Source organism: Streptomyces sp. ICC4 (assembly GCF_003287915.1).
Classification (GTDB): Bacteria; Actinomycetota; Actinomycetes; order Streptomycetales; family Streptomycetaceae; genus Streptomyces; species Streptomyces tritrimontium.
This window is the reverse complement of the sequence record NZ_CP030286.1, coordinates 8,128,277-8,147,413: the sequence shown is the minus strand read 5'-3', so window position 1 is coordinate 8,147,413 and position 19,137 is coordinate 8,128,277. Positions and strand designations below refer to the sequence as shown.

Annotated in this window: 18 protein-coding genes and 2 pseudogenes; 8 read left to right on the top strand and 12 right to left on the bottom strand. The window is 74.1% G+C overall.

Annotated elements, in window-relative coordinates:
* Window positions 1–9: 9 nt before the first annotated feature.
* On the top strand, window positions 10–867 hold the full coding sequence (locus DRB89_RS38250; RefSeq protein ID WP_112450253.1) for a sulfurtransferase: 858 nt from the start codon (window positions 10–12) through the stop codon (window positions 865–867).
* A gap of 12 nt (window positions 868–879) precedes the next feature.
* Here DRB89_RS38250 and DRB89_RS38245 read toward each other — a convergent pair whose 3' ends face one another.
* Window positions 880–1,263, bottom strand: a complete 384-nt coding sequence (locus DRB89_RS38245; RefSeq protein ID WP_112450254.1) for a VOC family protein — start codon at window positions 1,261–1,263, stop codon at window positions 880–882.
* 104 nt (window positions 1,264–1,367) lie between these two features.
* Between DRB89_RS38245 and DRB89_RS38240 the strand changes: the two genes are divergently transcribed.
* Entirely contained in the window at window positions 1,368–2,138 is a 771-nt protein-coding gene (locus DRB89_RS38240) for a DUF4097 family beta strand repeat-containing protein (RefSeq protein WP_112450255.1), read from the top strand.
* Between the two features lie 53 nt (window positions 2,139–2,191).
* Here DRB89_RS38240 and DRB89_RS38235 read toward each other — a convergent pair whose 3' ends face one another.
* Window positions 2,192–2,605 (bottom strand): DUF4259 domain-containing protein, encoded by a 414-nt coding sequence (locus tag DRB89_RS38235; protein WP_112463643.1) that lies wholly within the window; start codon window positions 2,603–2,605, stop codon window positions 2,192–2,194.
* Between the two features lie 195 nt (window positions 2,606–2,800).
* On the opposite strand from DRB89_RS38235, the gene lon reads away from it, so the two are divergent.
* Complete coding sequence (gene lon / locus DRB89_RS38225; protein WP_112450257.1) at window positions 2,801–5,197, top strand: endopeptidase La; 2,397 nt, start codon at window positions 2,801–2,803, stop codon at window positions 5,195–5,197.
* Window positions 5,198–5,861: 664 nt separating this feature from the next.
* Here the strand turns inward: lon and DRB89_RS38220 are convergent.
* Window positions 5,862–7,874 carry an FUSC family protein gene (locus tag DRB89_RS38220; protein WP_204358177.1) on the bottom strand — a complete coding sequence of 671 codons (2,013 nt, stop codon included), beginning with the start codon at window positions 7,872–7,874 and terminating at the stop codon, window positions 5,862–5,864.
* 99 nt (window positions 7,875–7,973) lie between these two features.
* Complete coding sequence (locus DRB89_RS38215) at window positions 7,974–8,801, bottom strand: hypothetical protein (RefSeq protein ID WP_112452218.1); 828 nt, start codon at window positions 8,799–8,801, stop codon at window positions 7,974–7,976.
* 112 nt (window positions 8,802–8,913) lie between these two features.
* On the opposite strand from DRB89_RS38215, the gene DRB89_RS38210 reads away from it, so the two are divergent.
* The 3 genes from DRB89_RS38210 to DRB89_RS38200 all read left to right on the top strand — a co-directional run bounded on the left by DRB89_RS38210 (window position 8,914) and on the right by DRB89_RS38200 (window position 10,375).
* Entirely contained in the window at window positions 8,914–9,417 is a 504-nt protein-coding gene (locus DRB89_RS38210) for an Rrf2 family transcriptional regulator (RefSeq protein ID WP_112454161.1), read from the top strand.
* A gap of 57 nt (window positions 9,418–9,474) precedes the next feature.
* Window positions 9,475–9,894: a RidA family protein gene (locus DRB89_RS38205; RefSeq protein ID WP_112452217.1), complete on the top strand. Its 420-nt coding sequence runs from the start codon at window positions 9,475–9,477 to the stop codon at window positions 9,892–9,894.
* 70 nt (window positions 9,895–9,964) lie between these two features.
* Window positions 9,965–10,375: a hypothetical protein gene (locus DRB89_RS38200; RefSeq protein ID WP_112452216.1), complete on the top strand. Its 411-nt coding sequence runs from the start codon at window positions 9,965–9,967 to the stop codon at window positions 10,373–10,375.
* A 78-nt stretch (window positions 10,376–10,453) separates the two neighbouring features.
* Here the strand turns inward: DRB89_RS38200 and DRB89_RS38195 are convergent, their stop codons facing one another.
* Together DRB89_RS38195 and DRB89_RS38185 are read right to left on the bottom strand one after the other, a co-directional pair.
* Window positions 10,454–11,011, bottom strand: a complete 558-nt coding sequence (locus tag DRB89_RS38195) for a hypothetical protein (protein ID WP_112463642.1) — start codon at window positions 11,009–11,011, stop codon at window positions 10,454–10,456.
* Window positions 11,012–11,358: 347 nt separating this feature from the next.
* Window positions 11,359–12,123, bottom strand: a pseudogene (locus DRB89_RS38185) (serine/threonine-protein kinase); the annotation flags it as partial.
* Window positions 12,124–12,553: 430 nt separating this feature from the next.
* Between DRB89_RS38185 and DRB89_RS38180 the strand changes: the two are divergent.
* On the top strand, window positions 12,554–12,823 hold the full coding sequence (locus DRB89_RS38180) for a hypothetical protein (RefSeq protein WP_112451750.1): 270 nt from the start codon (window positions 12,554–12,556) through the stop codon (window positions 12,821–12,823).
* Between the two features lie 62 nt (window positions 12,824–12,885).
* Here the strand turns inward: DRB89_RS38180 and DRB89_RS38175 are convergent, their stop codons facing one another.
* Window positions 12,886–14,121 carry a CaiB/BaiF CoA-transferase family protein gene (locus DRB89_RS38175; RefSeq protein WP_112451749.1) on the bottom strand — a complete coding sequence of 412 codons (1,236 nt, stop codon included), beginning with the start codon at window positions 14,119–14,121 and terminating at the stop codon, window positions 12,886–12,888.
* A gap of 206 nt (window positions 14,122–14,327) precedes the next feature.
* Window positions 14,328–15,683, bottom strand: a complete 1,356-nt coding sequence (locus tag DRB89_RS38170) for a type ISP restriction/modification enzyme (protein ID WP_162689022.1) — start codon at window positions 15,681–15,683, stop codon at window positions 14,328–14,330.
* A 141-nt stretch (window positions 15,684–15,824) separates the two neighbouring features.
* On the opposite strand from DRB89_RS38170, the gene DRB89_RS43970 reads away from it, so the two are divergent.
* Window positions 15,825–15,986 carry a hypothetical protein gene (locus tag DRB89_RS43970; RefSeq protein ID WP_204357870.1) on the top strand — a complete coding sequence of 54 codons (162 nt, stop codon included), beginning with the start codon at window positions 15,825–15,827 and terminating at the stop codon, window positions 15,984–15,986.
* 98 nt (window positions 15,987–16,084) lie between these two features.
* Here the strand turns inward: DRB89_RS43970 and DRB89_RS43435 are convergent, their stop codons facing one another.
* From DRB89_RS43435 to DRB89_RS38150, 4 genes and pseudogenes are all read right to left on the bottom strand, one after another.
* Window positions 16,085–16,834 carry a GntR family transcriptional regulator gene (locus DRB89_RS43435; protein ID WP_239516926.1) on the bottom strand — a complete coding sequence of 250 codons (750 nt, stop codon included), beginning with the start codon at window positions 16,832–16,834 and terminating at the stop codon, window positions 16,085–16,087.
* A gap of 147 nt (window positions 16,835–16,981) precedes the next feature.
* Window positions 16,982–17,473 (bottom strand): annotated as a pseudogene (locus tag DRB89_RS45440) (DJ-1/PfpI family protein); the annotation flags it as partial.
* A gap of 77 nt (window positions 17,474–17,550) precedes the next feature.
* Entirely contained in the window at window positions 17,551–17,982 is a 432-nt protein-coding gene (locus DRB89_RS38155; protein WP_112451256.1) for an OsmC family protein, read from the bottom strand.
* Window positions 17,979–19,097, bottom strand: coding sequence for a hypothetical protein (locus tag DRB89_RS38150; RefSeq protein ID WP_162688903.1), 1,119 nt, complete (start codon window positions 19,095–19,097; stop codon window positions 17,979–17,981). Before DRB89_RS38150 ends, DRB89_RS38155 begins: the two co-directional genes overlap by 4 nt.
* Between the last annotated feature and the right edge of the window lie 40 nt (window positions 19,098–19,137).

The window sequence follows — 19,137 nt, the reverse complement described above, 5'->3', positions numbered from 1 at the left end:
AGGCGCCGTATGGCCGCAGTTCGTTCCCGTTCGCTCACCCCGCCGGGGCCGCTCGTCGGCGGCGACTGGCTCGCGGAGCGCCTCGGGACGCCCGGGCTGGTCGTCTTCGACGCCTCCGTCGGAGCCCACCGCGACGCGGACCGGCGCATCCCGGGCGCGCGCCCCTTCGACCTCGACGGAGCCCTGTCCGACCACGACGCCGCAGCCCCGCACACCATGCCGGGCGCGGCGCAGTTCACCGAGGCCGTTCGGGCCCTCGGCGTCGACGACACCAGCACGGTCGTCGCGTACGACGGCGCCGGCGTCTACTCCAGCGCCCGCGCCTGGTGGATGCTGCGCGCCATGGGCTTCGACCGCGTCGCCGTCCTCGACGGCGGGCTGCCCGCGTGGCTCGCCGCCGGGCGGGCGGTGGAGGAGCGCGGACCGGCGTACGAGGGCCCCCGCGGCTCCTTCACGGCCCGGCCCCGAGCCGGGATGCTGGTGGACGCGGACGCCGTGTCGGCGGCGCTGGCCGACCCGGCCGCCGCCGTGCTCGACGCCCGCACCCGCGAACGTTTCGCCGGCACCGCCCCCGAACCCCGCCCGGGCCTGCGCGGCGGCCACATGCCGGGCGCGGTCAGCCTCCCCTTCGGCGAACTCCAGGGCCCCGACGGCCTGATGCGCCCGGCCGCCGAACTCCGTACGGCCTTCGGGGCGGCGGCGGGGGAGCGGGAGCGGCTCTACTTCAGCTGTGGGTCGGGCGTCACCGCCTGTGTCCTCGCCCTCGGCGCGGACCTCGCCGGCTACCGGCAACTGGCGGTGTACGACGGCTCCTGGAGCGAGTGGGGCGTACCGTCCCCGGACCGGCCCGTCGTTCAGGGAGCCTAGGAGCCTAGGAGCCTAGACCGGCCGGACGCGGGTGCGCAGGAGGCAGAACTCGTTGCCCTCCGGGTCGGCCAGGACGTGCCAGCTCTCGGTGCCGCTCTGGCCGATGTCGGCCGGCTCGGCCCCCAGGGCGAGCAGCCGCTCCAGCTCGGCGTCCTGGTCGCGGTCGGTGGCGCTGACGTCGATGTGCAGACGGAGCTTCGCGGGCCGCGGATCGCTGCTGGGGCTGAGGACGAGCGTGGGCTGCGGGCCGCCGAAGCCGACGCCGGGCGGGCCGATCTCGATGCTTCCGTCGTCCTCCCGGCCGAGCTCGACGTAGCCGAGGACCCCGCTCCAGAACGCGGCGAGCCCCTCGGGGTCCGCGGCGTCGATGACCAGTTCGCTGATGCGGCATACCATGCCCGCGAGTGTACGGAGCGACCCCGCTCCCGGGGGTTAACCCCACCGGGATCCGGGCACCGGCACCATGCCGCGCGGCCGTCCGGAACGGCACGATCTCAGACATGACGACGAAGACGAGTGCGCGCACCTCGACCGCCACCGCTGCCTGGACCGCCGCCGCACTCGCCGCGGGGCTGCTGCTCACCGGGTGCCAGATCGGGTCCCTCACCGAGCAGCGCAAGACGGTGACGGCCGACACCGAAGTGACCGAGGCCGTCAGGGCCGTCGACGTGTCGGACGCCCGCAGCGGCTCCATCGAGGTGACCGCCGGGAGCGGCCCGGGCGTCGTCGTCCGCCGGACCGTGCGCTACCGGGGCGACGCCGTCCCCGAGCCCGCCCAGCGGGTCGCCGACGGAGTGCTGACCCTCACCAACGGAAGCTGCTCCGGCCGGTGTTCGATCGACTACCGGCTCGAAGTGCCGGCCACCGCCACGGTCCGGCTCGACGGCAGCAGCGGCCGCGTCACGGTCTCGGGGGTGGCCGCGGCGGACGTCGAGACCTCTTCCGGCGACGTCCGGGCGGACCGGATCGCCGGGGCGCTGAAGATCCGTACGTCCTCGGGCGAGATCACCGCCGAGGGCCTGGCCGGACCGGGCGCGGACGCCCGCTCCGGTTCCGGCGACGTGCGGCTGGCCTTCGTGAAGGCCCCGTCCTCGGTCGCGGTGGAAACCGGCTCGGGCGAGGCCTGGTTGAGCCTTCCTCCGGCCCCGTACGCGCTCGACGTCTCCACCGCCTCCGGAGAGCGCGACATCACCCTCCCCGCGGACCCGTCCGCGACCGCCCGCCTCGCGGTGAAGACGTCCTCGGGCGACATCCGGATCTCGGCCGCCTGATCCCGGCCGCCTGATCCCGGCCGGCGGCCGGAGCCGCGCCGCGCCGCGGCGGGTCAGGCCGGCGGCGGGGGCAGCAGCGGGGTGCGGAGCCGGGCTATCGTCTCGCGCCACGGGCCGGCCTCGTCGGTCTCGGACCAGAGCTCCAGGAGCTCGGAGGGTTCGGTGACCACCCGGTCGAGGGCCCGGAGGGCGAGTTCGCGCAGGTCGTCGGGGAGCCGGGGGACGGGCAGGTCCGGGCCGTAGGGGGTGGTCACCGGCTCGCCTTGGGGGCATTGCGCGCAGACCAGGGCCGCCGCGGCGACCGCCTCCGCCGCGATGTCGGAGTCGAGGTCGTCCCGCGTGTCGATCGCGGACAGCAGGGCCCTGCGGATGACGGCCTCCCGCTCGCCTTCGGGAGCCTCGTCGAGCTCGCCGGAGAAGTCCGCGGCGGTGTCGTTGTCGAAGGGGCCGATGTCCCAGGTGCCCATGTGAACCTCCTGCTCGTGGTCGTGTCCGGGCATCGTGCCCGCCGCCACTGACAACGCCCGCCCGACCCCGCCCCGCGGCCCGCCGCGGCGACCGCCCCGCAGGTGTTCGCCCCGGGCGAACGGGTGTTGGGGAACATCGGGGCGCGCACATGCATTGAGTCGGCATAGCTCAACTTCACTGCCGGAGGGAAGATCATGGCTTCGACGTCCGTTCCGCTCACCCTGCCCGTGCTGCCGCTCGACGACGAGGTCGTGCTGCCGGGGATGGTCGTTCCGCTGGATCTGTCCGATGCCGAGGTACGAGGGGCCGTGGAGGCCGCGCAGGCCGCCGCAGGGACGGGGAAGCCGAAGGTGCTGCTCGTGCCGCGGGTCGACGGGAAGTACGCCGGGACCGGCGTGCTGGGCACCGTCGAGCAGGTCGGACGGCTCTCGGACGGCGATCCGGGTGCGCTGATCCGGGGGCGCGGCCGGGTCCGGATCGGCGCCGGGACCACCGGGCCCGGGGCCGCGCTCTGGGTCGAGGGCCAGAGCGTGGACGAGGCCGTCCCCGATCCGCTGCCCGGGGCCGTCACCGAGCTCGTCAAGGAGTACAAGGCGCTCGCCACCAGCTGGCTCAAGAAGCGCGGGGCCTGGCAGGTGGTGGACCGGGTGCAGCAGATCGAAGGGGTGGGCGCCCTCGCGGACAACTCCGGATACTCGCCCTTCCTGACCGTGGCCCAGAAGGTCGAACTGCTGGAGACCGCCGACCCGGTGGCGCGGCTCAGGCTCGCGGTCAAGGCGCTCAGCGACCACCTCGCCGAGCAGGACGTCGCCGAGTCCATCGCCAAGGACGTCCAGGACGGCGTCGACAAGCAGCAGCGGGAGTTCCTGCTCAAGCGCCAGCTGGAGGCCGTGCGCAAGGAACTGCGCGAGCTGGGCGGGGAGAAGGAGGGCGAGGAGTCCGACGACTACCGGGCCCGCGTCGAGGCCGCCGACCTGCCCGAGAAGGTCCGGGAGGCCGCGCTCAAGGAGGTCGACAAGCTGGAGCGCTCCAGCGACCAGTCCCCCGAGGGGTCCTGGATCCGGACCTGGCTGGACACCGTCCTCGAACTGCCCTGGAACGAGCGGACCGAGGACGCGTACGACATCCGGGGCGCCCGCGCCGTCCTGGACGCGGAGCACGCCGGGCTGAGCGACGTGAAGGACCGGATCACCGAGTACCTGGCGGTCCGCAAGCGCCGCTCCGAGCGCGGCATGGGCGTCGTCGGCGGACGCAGGGGCGGCGCGGTGCTCGCGCTCGTGGGCCCGCCCGGGGTGGGCAAGACCTCCCTCGGTGAGTCCGTCGCGCACGCCATGGGGCGCAAGTTCGTCCGCGTGGCCCTCGGCGGCGTACGGGACGAGGCCGAGGTCCGCGGACACCGGCGTACGTACGTGGGCGCGCTGCCCGGCCGGATCGTCCGGGCGATCAAGGAGGCCGGGTCCATGAACCCGGTCGTCCTGCTCGACGAGATCGACAAGGTGGGCTCCGACTTCCGCGGGGACCCGGCGGCGGCGCTGCTGGAGGTCCTCGACCCGGCCCAGAACCACACCTTCCGGGACCACTACCTGGAGGTGGAGCTGGACTTGAGCGACGTGGTGTTCCTCGCGACGGCGAACGTGCTGGAGGCCATCCCCGAGGCGCTCGCCGACCGCATGGAACTGGTGCGCCTCGACGGCTACACCGAGGACGAGAAGGTCGTCATCGCCCGCGACCACCTGCTGCCCCGTCAGCTGGAGCGGGCCGGCCTGGGCGCGGACGAAGTGGTCCTGGAGGAGGACGCGCTGCGCGGGCTGGCGGGGGAGTACACCCGCGAGGCCGGCGTGCGCACCCTGGAGCGGTCCATCGCCCGGCTGCTGCGCAAGGTGGCCTCCCAGCACGAGCTCGGGGAGCGGGAGCTGCCGTACCGGATCGGCGCCGGCGACCTGCGGGCGCTCATCGGACGGCCGCACCACGTGCCGGAGTCCGCGCAGGACCCGTCCGAGCGGCGCACCGCCGTGCCCGGCGTGGCCACCGGCCTCGCCGTGACCGGGGCCGGGGGCGACGTCCTGTTCGTCGAGGCCTCGCTGGCCGATCCCGAGACGGGCGCGGCCGGGCTCACGCTGACCGGCCAGCTCGGCGACGTGATGAAGGAGTCGGCGCAGATCGCGCTGAGCTTCCTGCGCTCGCACGGGGCCGAGCTGGAGCTGCCGGTCGCCGACCTGAAGGACCGGGGCGTGCACATCCACTTCCCGGCGGGCGCGGTGCCGAAGGACGGCCCGAGCGCGGGCATCACGATGACGACGGCGCTGGCCTCGCTGCTGTCCGGGCGCCAGGTGCGCACGGACGTGGCGATGACCGGCGAGGTCTCGCTGACCGGGCGGGTGCTGCCGATCGGCGGGGTCAAGCAGAAGCTGCTGGCCGCGCACCGGGCCGGGCTGACCACCGTCATCATCCCGAAGCGCAACGAGGCCGACCTGGACGACGTCCCGGCCGAGGTGCTGGAGGGGCTGGAGGTGCACCCGGTGACGGACGTGCGCCAGGTCCTGGAGCTGGCCCTCGTCGCGGCCGCGGTCCCGGTGGCCGCGGCCGCCTAGGCCGGCTCTTTCGGATCTTGCCGGGCCCGCGGCGTCTGGCACCGCGCCTGGCCGCGTTGTCGGGACGCCCGAGTACGTCCAGTACACGCAGCGCCCCTCCGCCTTGCCATGCACGGCACCAGACGCCGCGGGCTCGGCCGACAAGATCCGAAAGAGACGGCCTAGGGCGGGGCAGGGCCCGGGATTCCCCCCGGACTCCGTCCGGGGGGAATCCCGCGGCGGGGCCCCGGGCCCGCGGCGTACCCGCTGCGAAATACTGGTGCCCCACACACCACCGAAGGAGCCGGCCCGTGCACGGGAGCGAAGACCAGGAGTTCCTGGCCCTGGAGCGGGAGCTGCCTCCCCGGCCCACCCCGCACACGCGCTCGCCGGAACCCACCCGACCCGCGCGGAACCCGACCCCGGCGAGGAACCCCCACCACGCCGAGGCCCACCACACCCGCCGCCGCCCAGCCACCGAGCCCCGCGGGCGTTCGAGCCGAAACCGGCCCAGCGCAGCTCAGCCGAACGGCGCCACACCCGGCCCCGCCAGGGGGCGCCCCCCAGCGGTGGCTGGGTGTGGCGGGGGTCGGCTGGATCTAGGCTGGGCTGGATTCGCCTCGAACGCCGGCGGGGCTGGGTGGCCGGGCGGGGCAGGGTGTGGCGGGCTTCGGCTGGGTTGGGGTTAAGCGCCGGGGCTGGATTCGGCGGGGTTGGCGAGGGCTCGGGCTGCCGTGAGTTCGTGGCGGACCGGGGAGAGGACCGAGGCCTCGTCCACCGTGGGGGCCGACGGGGGGTTCAGTTGGGCCGGGGTGTTGGCCCTGCGGACGCCCCGGGCCAGGCCGCGCAGGTCCTCGGCGATCGCCGCGACCTCCTCGGAGCCCGGGGGCTGCGCGCCGTGGTTGACCCGGACCCGGGCGGCCGTCGTCGCGTCGACGATCCGCTCCACGGCGACGACCAGCGGCCACCACGCGGCGGCCCGCTCCCCGGTCGGCGGCGGCTCGGTCAGCGCCCGCTGGAACTCGCTGCGCACGCCCGACAGGTCCCGGTAGATGCGCCGGCGGGCCTGGAGCCGGGCCGTCCGGGCCGCCCGCAGCCCCGCCTCCGTGTCGGGGTGGCCGCCGAACGCCCGCTCCACGTACCGGGCCGCGTCGTCCACCGTGTCGGCGAGCCGGTCGCCGATCCGGGTGTGCCAGCTCTCGGGCCACAGGAGGTACCCCGCCACCAGCGTGATCGCGCAGCCGATCATGCTGTCCAGCAGCCGGGGCCGGATCAGGTCGAAGCCCTGGTGGTTGAGCAGGTCCGAGAGGAGCAGGATCACCGGGGTGATCGCGGCCGTCTGGAAGGCGTACCCCTTGACGGAGAAGGCCGGGATCAGTGCGGCGAGGAGCACCATCACCGGTACGTCCCACCAGCCGCGCGGCACCTCCGCGAGCACGGCGGCCGCGACGACCAGCCCGACGGCCGTGCCCAGCGCGCGCAGCACCGCCCGGGAGAACACCGAGCCGAAGTCGGGCTTGAGGACGAAGGTGACGGTCAGCGCGACCCAGTAGGACCGCTCGATCTCCACGACGGACACCAGCGCCTGCGCCAGCCCGATGCACAGCGCGAGCCGCAGCCCGTACCGCCAGGAGGCCTCGGAGAACATCATGTCGCGCACCGCCCGGCGGGCCCGGACCCCCAGCGCGGAGGGCCGGCCGAGCCGGTCGTCGACGTTGTACGGGTCCGGCTCGGCCAGCAGCACGATGGTCGCCGCGTGCCGCAGGGCCGCGTCGATGGCCCGCTCGGACTGGCTGTCCGGCGCGGGCAGGTCCAGAACGGGGGTTCCGGTGCGGGCCTCCTCGACGGCCGCCGCCATCTCCCGTACGGCCGCCGGGATCTCGGGGGCCAGGGGCTTGCGGCGCAGGTGGGCCGCGGGCGCGGCCTCGACCAGCGGGATCAGCACGTTGAGCTGGGCCAGCATCCGCACGAGCGAGGGGCTGCGCCCGTGCACCCGGGCCCGCCGGCCGAGCACCAGGTCGTAGGCCTGGTTCAGGGCCTGGGTGACCTGGTGGCGGCGCTCCTCGTACGCGGGTCCCGGACTGCCCGCGGCCTCCAGGGAGTCGGCCACCGCCCGGTAGGCGGCGGCGACGGCGGAACGTTCCGGCTGCCGGCCGCGCAGCGGCCACCCCAGCAGGCTCAGGGCGAGGACGAACAGCCCGCCCGCGCTCAGCAGCAGGGGCGCCGTCCACCAGGGCTCGGGCATCGGCAGGCCGGCGCCGACCACGGCGTACAGCAGGAGCATCAGCCCGGAGACGGAGGCGACGGTGCCGATGGAGGAGATCATCCCGGAGACCAGGGCGATCAGGGTGAGGACGCCGACGGCGACCCAGCCGTGCCCGAACACCAGGGTGCCCAGCGCGACGCCGACGGCGCCGAAGAACTGCGGGACGGCGATGTTCAGGACGCGCATCCGGTAGGCGTCGGCGGTGTCGCCGATGACCCCGGACAGGGCGCCCATGGAGACGAGCGCGCCGTACTCGGGCTCGTCGAGGGCGAAACCGACGGCCAGCGGGGCGGCCATGGCGATGCCCGCGCGCAGGACGGCGGCCCACGGGATCGGGGCGGTGGTGGGCCGCAGCCCCGTCAGGAACCAGCCGGGCGGAGCCGGCGGCCGGGGCCGTCCGGGAGGTATCTCTTCGGTGCGTTCGGTGCTCATGCCCGTTTCCGTACTCATTCCCGTTTCCGTGCCGCCGCTCGCGAATCGGTTCTTCTGGGTCGTTCTACGGATTTGCGCGCCATTGTCTTCCTTCCGAGCTTATGGGGTGCGGCGCAGTCGGCCCGTCAGCCAGGCGGCCAGCGCGGCGGCGAGCCCGACGGCCAGCACCACCCAGGCGGTGGTGCGCAGGAACGCGGTGAGCGCGTCGTACACCGCCTCGGCGGCCGCCCGGTCGATGTCGGCCGGCAGGTCGTCCAGGGTGAGGCGGCGGCACAGCGCCACGGCCGCCCACAGCAGCAGGGCCCCGGCCGCGAGCCCCAGCCCGGTGGCGAGCACGGCGCGGCGGCGCCGGACGGCGACGGCGATGGCCGTCGCGGCCAGCAGCACGGTGAGCACGGGGAGCCAGACTCCGGCGATCTGCAGCATGCGGAAGCCCTTCCGGAGCGCGCCGAGGTTGTCGTACTCCATGACCTTCACCGACAGGTGCGTCACCGGGATGCGGTCGGCGAGCGGCACCCCGTTGTCCACGAGATCGCCCTTGACCTGGGCGATGACGGGTGCGAGATCGATGCTGACGGCGTTGCCCTGCCCGGTGGTGAGCGCTTCGAGGAACGCCCCGTGGGCGGCGCGGTTGGCCGCGTCCCAGGCGGTGCGGTAGGCGGAGGTGCCGACGAAGGACTGCAGGGCCTCGCCGAGCAGGGCGTCGATCCCGCCCTGGAAGGGGCCCGCGTCGATCTGCCCGGAGAGGGCCCGGCCGGCCTGGGTGACGACGACGTTCTGCACGGCGGGGTTCGAGGCGAGCGGGGACATGGCGGCGGTGTACCGGTCGGCGTCGCCGAGCTCGCGGTCGGCCCAGTACGCGACGGCGCTCGCGGGCACCAGGAGGGCCACGAGCGCGATGAGTACCGCCGAGAGGAAGGTCCGCACGTCACCAGGGAAATGCGGCCGCGCGCGCGGCGCGAGCGGGAGTACTGCGGGCGGGTGGCGCGCGTCGGCCTTGCGGGCGTCATTCTGGATATCTAATATCCAGATTATGAAGATGAGCGAGGGCGTCGAATGGGCCCTGCACAGCTGCCTCAACTTGGCCTGGAGCGGCCCCGACCGGGCCGTCTCGGCGCCCCGGCTGGCGGCCTGGCACGAACTCCCCGCCGCCTACCTGAACAAGCAGCTCCAGGCACTGGCCCGGGCGGGCATCGTCACCTCCACACCCGGCCCGCGGGGCGGCTTCCGGCTCGCCCGCCCCCTCGCCGCCATCTCGCTCATGGACGTGGTCGCCGCCGTCGAGGGGCCGGACGAGGCCTTCCGGTGCGCGGAGATCCGCCGCCAGGGCCCCGGCGGCGACCAGGCCGGGGAACCGCCCGCCGCCGAGGCCGGGGAACCGCCCGCCGCCGAGTGCGCCATCGCGCACGCGATGGGCCGGGCCGAGCTGGCCTGGCGCCGCGCACTGGCCGACCAGAACCTCGACGAGATCCGGCAGCAGGCCGAACGGCAGGCCCCCGGGGCCCCCGAGCGGCTCCGCGCCTGGCTCGCCACCACCCGCTAGCGGTGGGCGGCCGTCCGGCCGTCCACCGCCTCTGGACCACTGACCCAGGAGTGTGGAATGACGCGCAGCATCACCAACCCGGCAGGACTCCACGACCCCGCCGACTACGGCTACAGCCACATCGTGTCCGCACCCGGCGAGCAGGTCTTCATAGCCGGCCAGTACGGCTCCGACGAGACCGGCCACGTCGTCTCCGGCGACTTCGACGCCCAGGTCGGGCGGGCGTTCGCCAACCTCCGCACCGCCCTGGAGGCCGTCGGCCTCGGCCTCGGCGACGTCGTCCGCATCGGCACGTACGTCGTCGGACACGACCAGCCGAAGCTGGAGGTCCTCCTGAAGCACCTGCACGCCGCCTGGGGCACCGCGCTGCCCGCGCAGACGCTGATCGGCGTGGCCGCCCTCGCGCTGCCGGACATGCTCTTCGAGATCGACGCGGTGGCGGTGCGGGCGGCCCCCGGGGAGCGCTCCGCCGAGTGATCGCCGAGTGATCCAGTTGCCGGTCGGCGGCGGCGGGTGTGCCCTGGATGATGGGAGAGAGGAGCCCGTCATGGCACATGCGGCACCCACCGCCCCCCGGCGGCACCGGCAGACGGCGGTCGGCACGAGCCACCTGGACAAGGCCGCCCTGGCCCGCCCCCTGCTCATGGGGCTCGTCTACGGCGTCTACGCCGCCTTCATGAAGCGCCAGACGGGGCCCGTGGACGCGGGCAACGTCTTCTACGGGATCCTGTGCGGCGCGATCTTCGCGGCCTGTCTGGTCGCCCTGGCCCGCATCGGCCCCCGGCTGAGGCGGGAGGTGCACGCGGCGATGTACGGAGCCTTCGCGGGCATCGCCTTCGGCTACCTCTACAGCCTCTCCGGCGAGAGCGTCCTCAAGTCCTCCGGCATCTCCCTGGTCGTCGGCGCGGGCGTCGGGATCGCGGCGTTCTACCGCTACTACACGCGTGAGCCGGCCTAGACGCGACGGAGAACACCGCCGCCCCGGTACACCGCGCGCTCGTGCGCGGGTGTCCGGGGCGGCGGTGTGCGGTCGTGGTTATCCCTTGGTGAAGTGGCCGAGGAGGTCGGTGATGACGTGGTTGGGGCCGCCGTAGCTGTTGAAGACGGTGACTTTGCCGTCGGTGACGGGGGTGGTGACGTGGTTGGGGACGGTGCGGCCGGGGATGGTGTTGAGGCTGCTGGCGTCCGTGCGGGTGGCGCCGAAGGCGTAGGCGGTGAGGAAGCCGGGGTCGGTGGTGTCGGTGGCGGTGAGGTTCAGGACCGCGCCCACCGAGTTCGCCGGGAGGCCGGAGATGTTGGTGGTGGCGCCGGGGGCGAGCTTGCCGGTGCTGCGGGTGTCCGCGAGGCGCTTGGGCACGACCGGCGTGAACAGCGCTTTGCCGTCCTTGCCGTAGTAGCCGACCGCGTCCAGGATCACGTGCGTGGAACCGGAGTTGGTGTAGAGGGTGATGGTGCCGTTCGGGCCGACCGGGACGATCGCCTGGTTCGACTTGTCCTTGCCCGGCTCCACGTTCAGGTTCGAGGTGGCCGGACGCTTCGCCGGATCCGGGTAGGCGATGACGTGCGCCTGCTCCGTGGCGCCCGTACCGGTCAAGTTCAGCGCGACCGCCGTGGCGTCGGCCGGGATGCCGTTGACGCCCGCGACCTTGACCGTGCGGGTCTGGCCGCCGCCCAGCGGGCCGCCCGCGGTGCGGGTGTCAGCGACGCGGGCCGGGGTGATCGGGGAGAACCGCTCGCCGATGTTGGGCTGGTAGAAGCCGACGAAGTCCCACCGGGAGCGCGTCAGGGTGGGTGGTCGGCGGGTTCAATGGTGTATAAGAGACAGGGCATCGGCAGCGCCGGGGTCGGGCGGTCGTGCCGGTGGTGCGCGACGGTCGTCGGCGCGTCCGGCCCCGTCCCGGGCCCCGGCTCCGCCGCCGGACCCGACACCGGACCGCCGGAGGCCCGTACGGTGCCGCCCGCGCCGACGACGCGCAGCATCCTGGCCGCCTCCGCCGCGGGCAGCCGCCGCCCGGGCTCCTTGACCAGCAGGCCCTCCAGTACGGGAAGCAGCGGCCCGGCCCGCAGCGGCGGCGGGAACTCCTCGTCCACCACGGCCCGCAGCGTGCCCACCGGGCTGTCCCGGCGGAACGGCGTGACCCCCTCGACGGCCGTGTACAGCGTCACGCCGAGCGACCAGAGGTCCGACTCGGGACCCGGTTCGCGCCCGAGCGCACGCTCCGGCGCGAGGAACTCGGGGGAGCCGACCACCTCGCCCGTCATGGTGATGGCGCTGGAGCCCTCCAGGCTCGCGATCCCGAAGTCGCCGAGCACCACCCGCCCGTCGTTGGCGATCAGCACGTTGGCGGGCTTCACGTCCCGGTGCAGCACCCCGGCCTCGTGCGCGGAGCGCAGCGCCGCCAGCACCTGCTCGCCGATGTGCGCGGCCCGCTGCGGGGTGAGCGGCCCGTCGCCCTCCAGGACCTCCGCGAGCGAGAGCCCCCGTACGATCTCCATCACGATCCAGGGCCGGCCGTCCTCGGTGGCCACGTCGTACACGGTGACGACGCCCCGGTGCGAGACGCGGGCCGCGGCCCAGGCCTCCCGCTCCAGGCGCCGGTACATCCGCTCCACCTCGGAGGCGTCCATCCCGGCCGGCGCCCGGACCTCCTTGACGGCGACCTCGCGGCCCAGGGTCTCGTCCCGGGCCCGCCACACCATGCCCATGCCGCCGCGGCCGAGCGGTCCCAGCAGGCGGTACCGTCCGGCGATGACGCGCTGGTCGCCGCCGTCCTCGTTCGACGCAGAGTCAGTCACCGCAAGCCTCACAAGCTCTGTCCCCGTGCGGCCGCACGGGTCACCGGACGATCACTCCAAGTTAGCGCAGCGGGCCCGGTACGGCTCCTGTCAGGGCGGGAGTGGGGTGCGCGGTTCCGGCCCGCCCGCATCCCGTTCCCCTCTCGCGCCCCTCTCGTGCCCATCTCGCCCCCGGGCCAGCCGCCTTGTGCGGAGAGTGACGGTCGACTCCGCTGAGTAATCGTCAACTCCCGCTCGCCACAGGGGCAATTCACACGACCGGGATACCCGGACGCGACGTGGGGACGATAGGGTTACCCTGCCCGGTGGGCCGGGTGCCCTCGTACGGGTGGGGAGAGACATGGAACAGATAGCAATGCGCAGCAGGCCGCCTCGCGTGCCTGCCATCACTTGCGGCAGCGGCGCGGCCAGCTCGCGCCTCGACCGCCACCTTGCCGTGCTCGGCGGTCCCGCCGTCCCGCACCGCGAGGCGGCGGAGGCGACGCTGCTGATGCGCGAGCTCACTTCGCGTGACCACACGCACCGCCTGCGGAGCCGGAGCGCGCGCGTCTCGCTCTTCGCGCCGCTGCGGCGGCTGCGTCGCACGCTCTTCGGTAGCCGCCGTTCGTAACCGTCCCCCGTCCCGTCCCCGCAGTGCCGCCGTTTCGTCCCCGGCTGATCAACCCTGCCCAGTCAGCGAACAACGCCGTCCCGGCGCAATGCCGTGATCTGTTCGCCCGTCATCCCCAGGGCGACCAGCAGGAGTTCGGTGTGCTGGCCGAGCGCGGGCACCGCACCCATGTGCGGTGCCGCGCCGCCGGGCAGCCCGATCGGCGGCAGCAGTGCCCGCAACGGTCCCGCAGGCGAGCCCACCTCCCGCCAGCGGTCCCGTGCCTCCAGCTGCGGATGCGCGGCCAGCTGGGCCACCGAGTTGAGCCGCGCGCAGGCGATGCCCGCCGCCTCCAGGCGCCCGATCGCCTCGTCGGCGCCGAGCCGACCCAGCGCGTCCGCCACCGCCGCGTCGGTCTTCTCCCGGTTCGCCGTGCGCGCCGCGTTCGTCGCGAACCCCGGATCATCCGCCAACTCCGGCCGCTCCAGCAGCTGTTCGGCGAGCCGCCGCCACTCCCGGTCGTTCTGCACCGACAGCAGCACCCGGTCACCGTCCGCCGTGGCATAGGCGTCGTACGGCGCGATCACGGCGTGCGCGAGACCGGTCCGCACCGGCTGCTCACCGCCGTGCATCGTGTGGTGCAGCGGATGCCCCATCCACTCGGCGAGCGCGTCCAGCATCGACACCTCCACCCTGCCTCCGCGCCCGGTGGTCCCGCGCCGCAGCAGGGCCGCGAGCACCCCCGAGAAGGCGTACATGGCGGCCGCGATGTCCGCCGCCGGGATCCCCGCCTTGACGGGGTGATCCGGGGTGCCGGTCACCGAGACCAGGCCCGCCTCGCACTGGACGAGCATGTCGTAGGCCCGCTTGTGGGCGTACGGGCCTTCGGGGCCGTAGCCGGAGACGTCCACGGCGACCAGCCGGGGGTAGCGCGCGCACAGCGCCGCCGAGTCCAGCCCGAGCCGGGCGGCGGCGCCCTGCGCGAGGTTCTGCACGAACACGTCGGCGCCCTCGAGCAGCCCATGCAGGACCTCGCGGCCGCGCGGGTCCTTCAGGTCGAGCGCGATCGACTCCTTGCCCCGGTTGGCCCACACGAAGTGCGAGGCCAGACCGTGCGCGGCGGTGTCGTAGCCGCGCGCGAAGTCCCCGCCGTCCGGCCGCTCGACCTTGATCACCCGGGCGCCCAGGTCGGCGAGCTGGCGGGTGGCGAAGGGGGCCGAGACGGCCTGCTCCACGGCGACGACGGTGATTCCGTCGAGCGGGAGCGGGAGCGCGTCGTTGGCGTGCGGGTCGGTGGTGGCGTGCGTGTCGGGTTCCATGGCGCCCTGCCTACCGGGCCGGGGAGGGTTCTGTCATCACGCGCCCCGCGCGAACGCGGATGAACCGGACTGTCCGGGCCATCCGGCGGGTCCGGACAGTCCGGCTCGGTCTGGCCGGTCCGGCCGGTCTGGCGGGGTCGGATCGGTCTGGCGGGGTCGGCCGGTCGGCCGGCCGGTCCGGACAGTCCGGCCGGTGGGGTCGCGGATCAGAGCAGCGCGAACTGCCCGCCCGGGCCCTCCTCCTGGTGGTCCAGCACCGAGGCCGGCCGCCGGGCCCAGCGCGGCGGCGGCAGCACCCCGGCCGCGCGCAGGTCGGCGGAGTTCGGGGCGGTCGCGTCCGGGGCGGCGGGGTCCGGGTCCGGGCCCGACGCGGTGGCGTCCGGGTCCGGGCCGGTCGTGGTGGGGTCCGGGTTCGGGTTCGGGCCGGTCGTGGTGGGGTCCGGGCCCGACGCGGTGGCGTCCGGGTTCGGGCCGGGCTCGAACGCTGCCCGGGCCGGGGCCAGGTCGGCCAGCAGCGCCAGGGTCGTCACCAGGGTCAGCAGCTCCGAGGTCCAGCCCTGCGGCCACTCGGCCGGGCCCAGCGCCTCGAGTCCGTCGGCCTCCGGGTCCCGGTGGGCGAGCCGGGCGCCGAACCACGCCTCCAGGACGCGGACGCCCTGGACCTCGTACTCCCACGCCCCGGCCGGGACGGGCGAGACGGTCCCGGTCCCGATGCCGAGCGTCTCGCTTTCCGGGTCGTACGAGAGCTCGCGCGGCCAGGCCGGCAGCGCGGAGCGGACGTAGGGCCTGCGCCCGCCCGGCAGCCGGGGCGGTTCGCCGCCGCGCGCCCCGCGCAGCCGGACGGAGAGCAGCCGGTGGCCCAGTTCCAGCCCGGCCCGCCAGCGCGCGGCGTCGGGGGCGAGCGGGACCTCGTACCCCCGCGGTCCGGGGCGGCCCGCGGCGAGGATCCAGCAGAGCACGTCCTCGGGGGTGACCCAGGTGCCGTAGCGCTCGCCGAGCAGCGGCAGCAGGCCCGGGGCGAGATTGGGCTCGGCCCCGCCCGGGCGGCGGTGCAGGGGGCGGATCCGGCCGAGTCGGCCGACCGGGAGGTGCGCGGTGACCAGCAGTTCCGGGTCCGGCCGGCCGCCCTGGGGGTTCCGGGGCGCCTTCGGATGCGGTGAGGCCTTCGAGTGGGGCGAGGCCTTCGGGTACTGGGTGGCCTTCGGCAGCTCCACGAGGAACAGCTGGTGCTCGTCCAGGACCCGCCACAGCTCCGGGCGGGCCTGGTCGATGAGCCGCTGGTCGGGCAGCAGCCACTGCTCGTCGAAGGGCTCGCGCAGCACCCGTACGGGTTCGGGGCAGGGGCCCGGCGTGTCCGAGAAGCGGGCCGTGGAGCCCGCGCGCTGGCCGGGCAGCGAGGCCGCCCCGGCGGCGGGGGTCCGCGCCCGGGTCGGGCGGAAGAGCCGCTCCCGCTCGGGGCCCCCGGCGGCCGCCAGGGCCGCCCAGCGGGCCCGCAGGGTCGCCGGGTCGGGGGCCGCCACCCAGGCCCGGCCCAGGCGCAGGGGACTCACGGACCAGGGCATCAGCTCGTCCAGCAGCGGTACGTCAGCGCTCACCCGGCCGATGGTAGCGATGCCGCCCGCTGGCCGGGCCTCGTCCAGGCCGGAGGGTTAGGCTCCTTGTGTACGGATCCGCACCGAGCCCAGGTCATCCGGGAGGCGGTCATGAGCCAGTACGACGAATACTCGACCCCGTCGCAAGCCGAGGGGGAGCGGCTCGACGAGGACATGGACGAGACGCAGAAGAAGCAGCGCCACGCCCAGACGACGCGGACCACTCCGTCCCAGGCGGAGGGCGAGCGGGGGGCGGAGGGCGAGGAGAAGTAGCCGCGCGGGCGCCCGGCCACCGGCCGCCCGGCGGGCCGTTCGGAAGAGCGGCCGGTGGGTCGGCGGCCTGGCGGTGGGTCGGTCCGGTGGCCCGGCGGTCAGTGGGCGTCGACCGTCACCGTGAAGGAGAAGCGGTCCCCGCGGTAGCGGATCCGCGCCACGTCGACCACCCGGCCGCCCTTGTCGTAGGTCACGCCCGTGTAGTGCAGGATCGGGCTCAGCAGCGGCACTTGGAGCAGCTCGGCGGTGGCCGGGTCCGCGAGGCGCGCCTCCACGGTGTCGGTGATCCGGCTGATGTCGACCTTCACGATGTCGCGCAGCACCTTCGTCATCGGCCAACGTTCCAGATCCGCGAGATCGATGGCCTCCGCCAGCTCCGGACGCACCGCGTTCTCGGCCCAGTTGGTCGGCTCGCCGCTCTCGCTGTCATGGCGCAGCCTGCGGTAGGTGACCACTTCGGGCGTGTCCGGGAAGTGCTCCAGCAGGTCCCCGGGCACGGGTGTGAGGCCGTGGCCGAGAATCGTCGTACGGTCGCCCGACTGCTGTGCCACGATCGCGTCGACCGACCCCAGCAGCTGCACCGGGGCCCCGCGCATCGCCGCGGGCTCGATGAAGGTCCCGCGCCGCCGGTGGCGGCTGATGAGGCCCTCGGCCTCCAGCTCCTTGAGCGCCTGCCGCATGGTCAGCACGCTCACCCCGTAGTGCTCGGCGAGCCGCTCCTCGGTGGGCAGCCGCAGCGAGGCGTCCGCCGTGCGCCCGAGTATCGAGGCGCGCAGCGACTGGGACACCTGGTACCAGAGCGGCAGCTTCCGGTTCAGTACCAGGGAGTCGGGGGCGAAGGCGGTCACGGGTGGTTCTCCGTAGGACGCCCGTCCTCCCCAAGCGCGGCGCTTGGACTGCCAACACGTTCGCCCGCCGTCCCGGTGTGGCGGTACGACCAGGCGGCGGGCGATCTTGTTGGCGTTCGACGCGCCGTGGTCGAGGCGGACGAGGTGCAGGCACAGGTCCATGGCGGCAGCCTTGCCGGCGGAGGTGAGCACGTCGCCGTTGTCGACGTAGAGGACGTCCGGATCCACCGTGATGTCCGGATGGCGGCCGGCCAGTACCCCGGTGTGCGCCCAGTGGGTGGTGGCGCGTTTGCCGTCGAGCAGGCCGGCGGCGGCCAGGACGAAGGCTCCCGTGCACAGGGAGGCGATGCGCGCGCCCGCCGCGTGGGCCGCGCGCACCGCGTCGACGAGCTCCGCCGGGGGGTCCGTGTCGGTGTCGGCCCAGCCGGGGACGATCACGGTGTCGGCGTGCGCGAGGTGGTCGAGCCCGTGGTCGGGCTCCAGGCGGAAGCGGCCGACCTGTACGGCGCCCGATCCGCAGAGCGAGAACTCGTACCAGGGATCCACGATGTGGGTCAGGTCCGAGCCGAAGACCTCGATCGCCATGGACAGCTCGAAGTGCAGCATGCCCTCGGTGACGGCCAGCGCGACAGTATGCATGTCCGAAAGTGTAGGACGCATGCCGTTCCAGACCGTCGTGCGTGGTCGTACGTGGTCGTAAGGCCGACGGGGGCCGGTCAGTCCGTGTCGACGACCTTCACCGCGACCGGGGTTCCGGCCTCCACCGTGCGGCTGACCGTGCAGAGCTTGTCGTGGGAGGTCTTCACGGCACGCGGCAGGATCGCACGGGCCCGGTCGCCGGCCTCGCCTGCGGGGAAGCGGACGGTGAAGGCGGCCTCGAGGTCCGTCATGAGGTTGCCGCCCGCGTCCTCGGTCTTGTGCCCGGTGACGGCGACGGAGAACTCGGCGGGTTCCGCGTGCCGGGTGGTGGCGACGTCCACATCGGCCGCGGAGCAGCCGCCGATCGCGGCGAGGAAGAGCTCGACGGGGGTGAAGCCCCCGCCGGATCCGGTACCGAAGGCGACCGTGTCACCACGGGAGTTGGTCGCGGTGAACATGCCCGGGCCGGTCCGCTCGACGGTGACGGAGCGCAGGGAATCAGCAGTCATGGCATCGACGGTAACCCCGCGTCCCCGCCACCACGCACGCACCGCGCCACTCGGCCGAGTCGGCGCGGCAGTTCCGCGGCGGCCATGCCGAGGCCCTCCAGGGGTGGCAGTGCGGCGCGGCGGCCGGGCCTGTGCTGCCAGGTCTGGGGACGGTAGCGGGTGGTGGCCTGGTGCCAGGCGAAATCGCCCGCGATCCAGTCCTTCAGACCCTGGAGGTAGCGGCGTGTGTCACACGGGCCGGGCGAGTCGGCGGTCGCCTCGGCGACGAGGCGTTCGAACAGGTGCAGTCGCTCCAGCATCAGCTTGTGGGTGAGGGTGGCGGCGTTGCCCACGTGAGTGGTGAGGAAGTGCGCCGTCACGACGACGTTGTTGCTGACGTCCTGCTCGTACTCGGTCTCCCTCAGGTAGGAGACGAGGTCGTTGTGGAGGTCGACTACATCGGCGAACGCCTCGTGCAGGCGGACCAGGACCGGATCGCCGCGTACGGCCGCGGGAAGCTCGAGGTGAAGGGAGCGTTCGACGAGCTGCGCGGCCCAGCCCGCGCCACCGGCCCTGCGCCGCATGGTGATGTAGTCGACCGGGTCGGGGATCCGCCCGAAGGCGAGGTTGTCGATCTCCCACAGGGCGTCGTCGAAGACGTTCGGCAGCTGCCCGGTCAGTCTGTCCCGCCAGGCCTGATCCCTGCCGGCGCAGGTGCGGCGGACGAGGTCCGCCAGTCCGAACTCGGCCGGGTTGCCGGCGTCCGCGCGGTCGGGGTCGGCCGCGACACCTGCCAGGCGGTCGAGGAAGAGGCGCGCGCCCGCGCTGTCACGGGAACGCTTGAACCGCTCCACGATCAGGTCGTCGAGGTACCAGCTCCACACATAGGAGTCCGCGAAGAGGTCGAGTTCCGTTCCCCGGGCGTCGGGGTGGGTCAGTGCCGCGAACAGGGCCAGGTCCGTACCCGAGAACTCGGTCGCGTCCCAGACCTGCCACTGAGATGCGGCGTTCCCGAGGATGCCCACCTCGACAGCCCACTCACGGCTGTGCCGACGTGCGCGGTCGACGTCGGGACTGCGGCGGGGCGGGTAGGGCGGCGCAGGGGTCTCGGCATCCACCTCCCCACCGTGCTGCATGCCCTGCCCCTTCGCCATCGCTCCAACGAGTGGTTCCCGA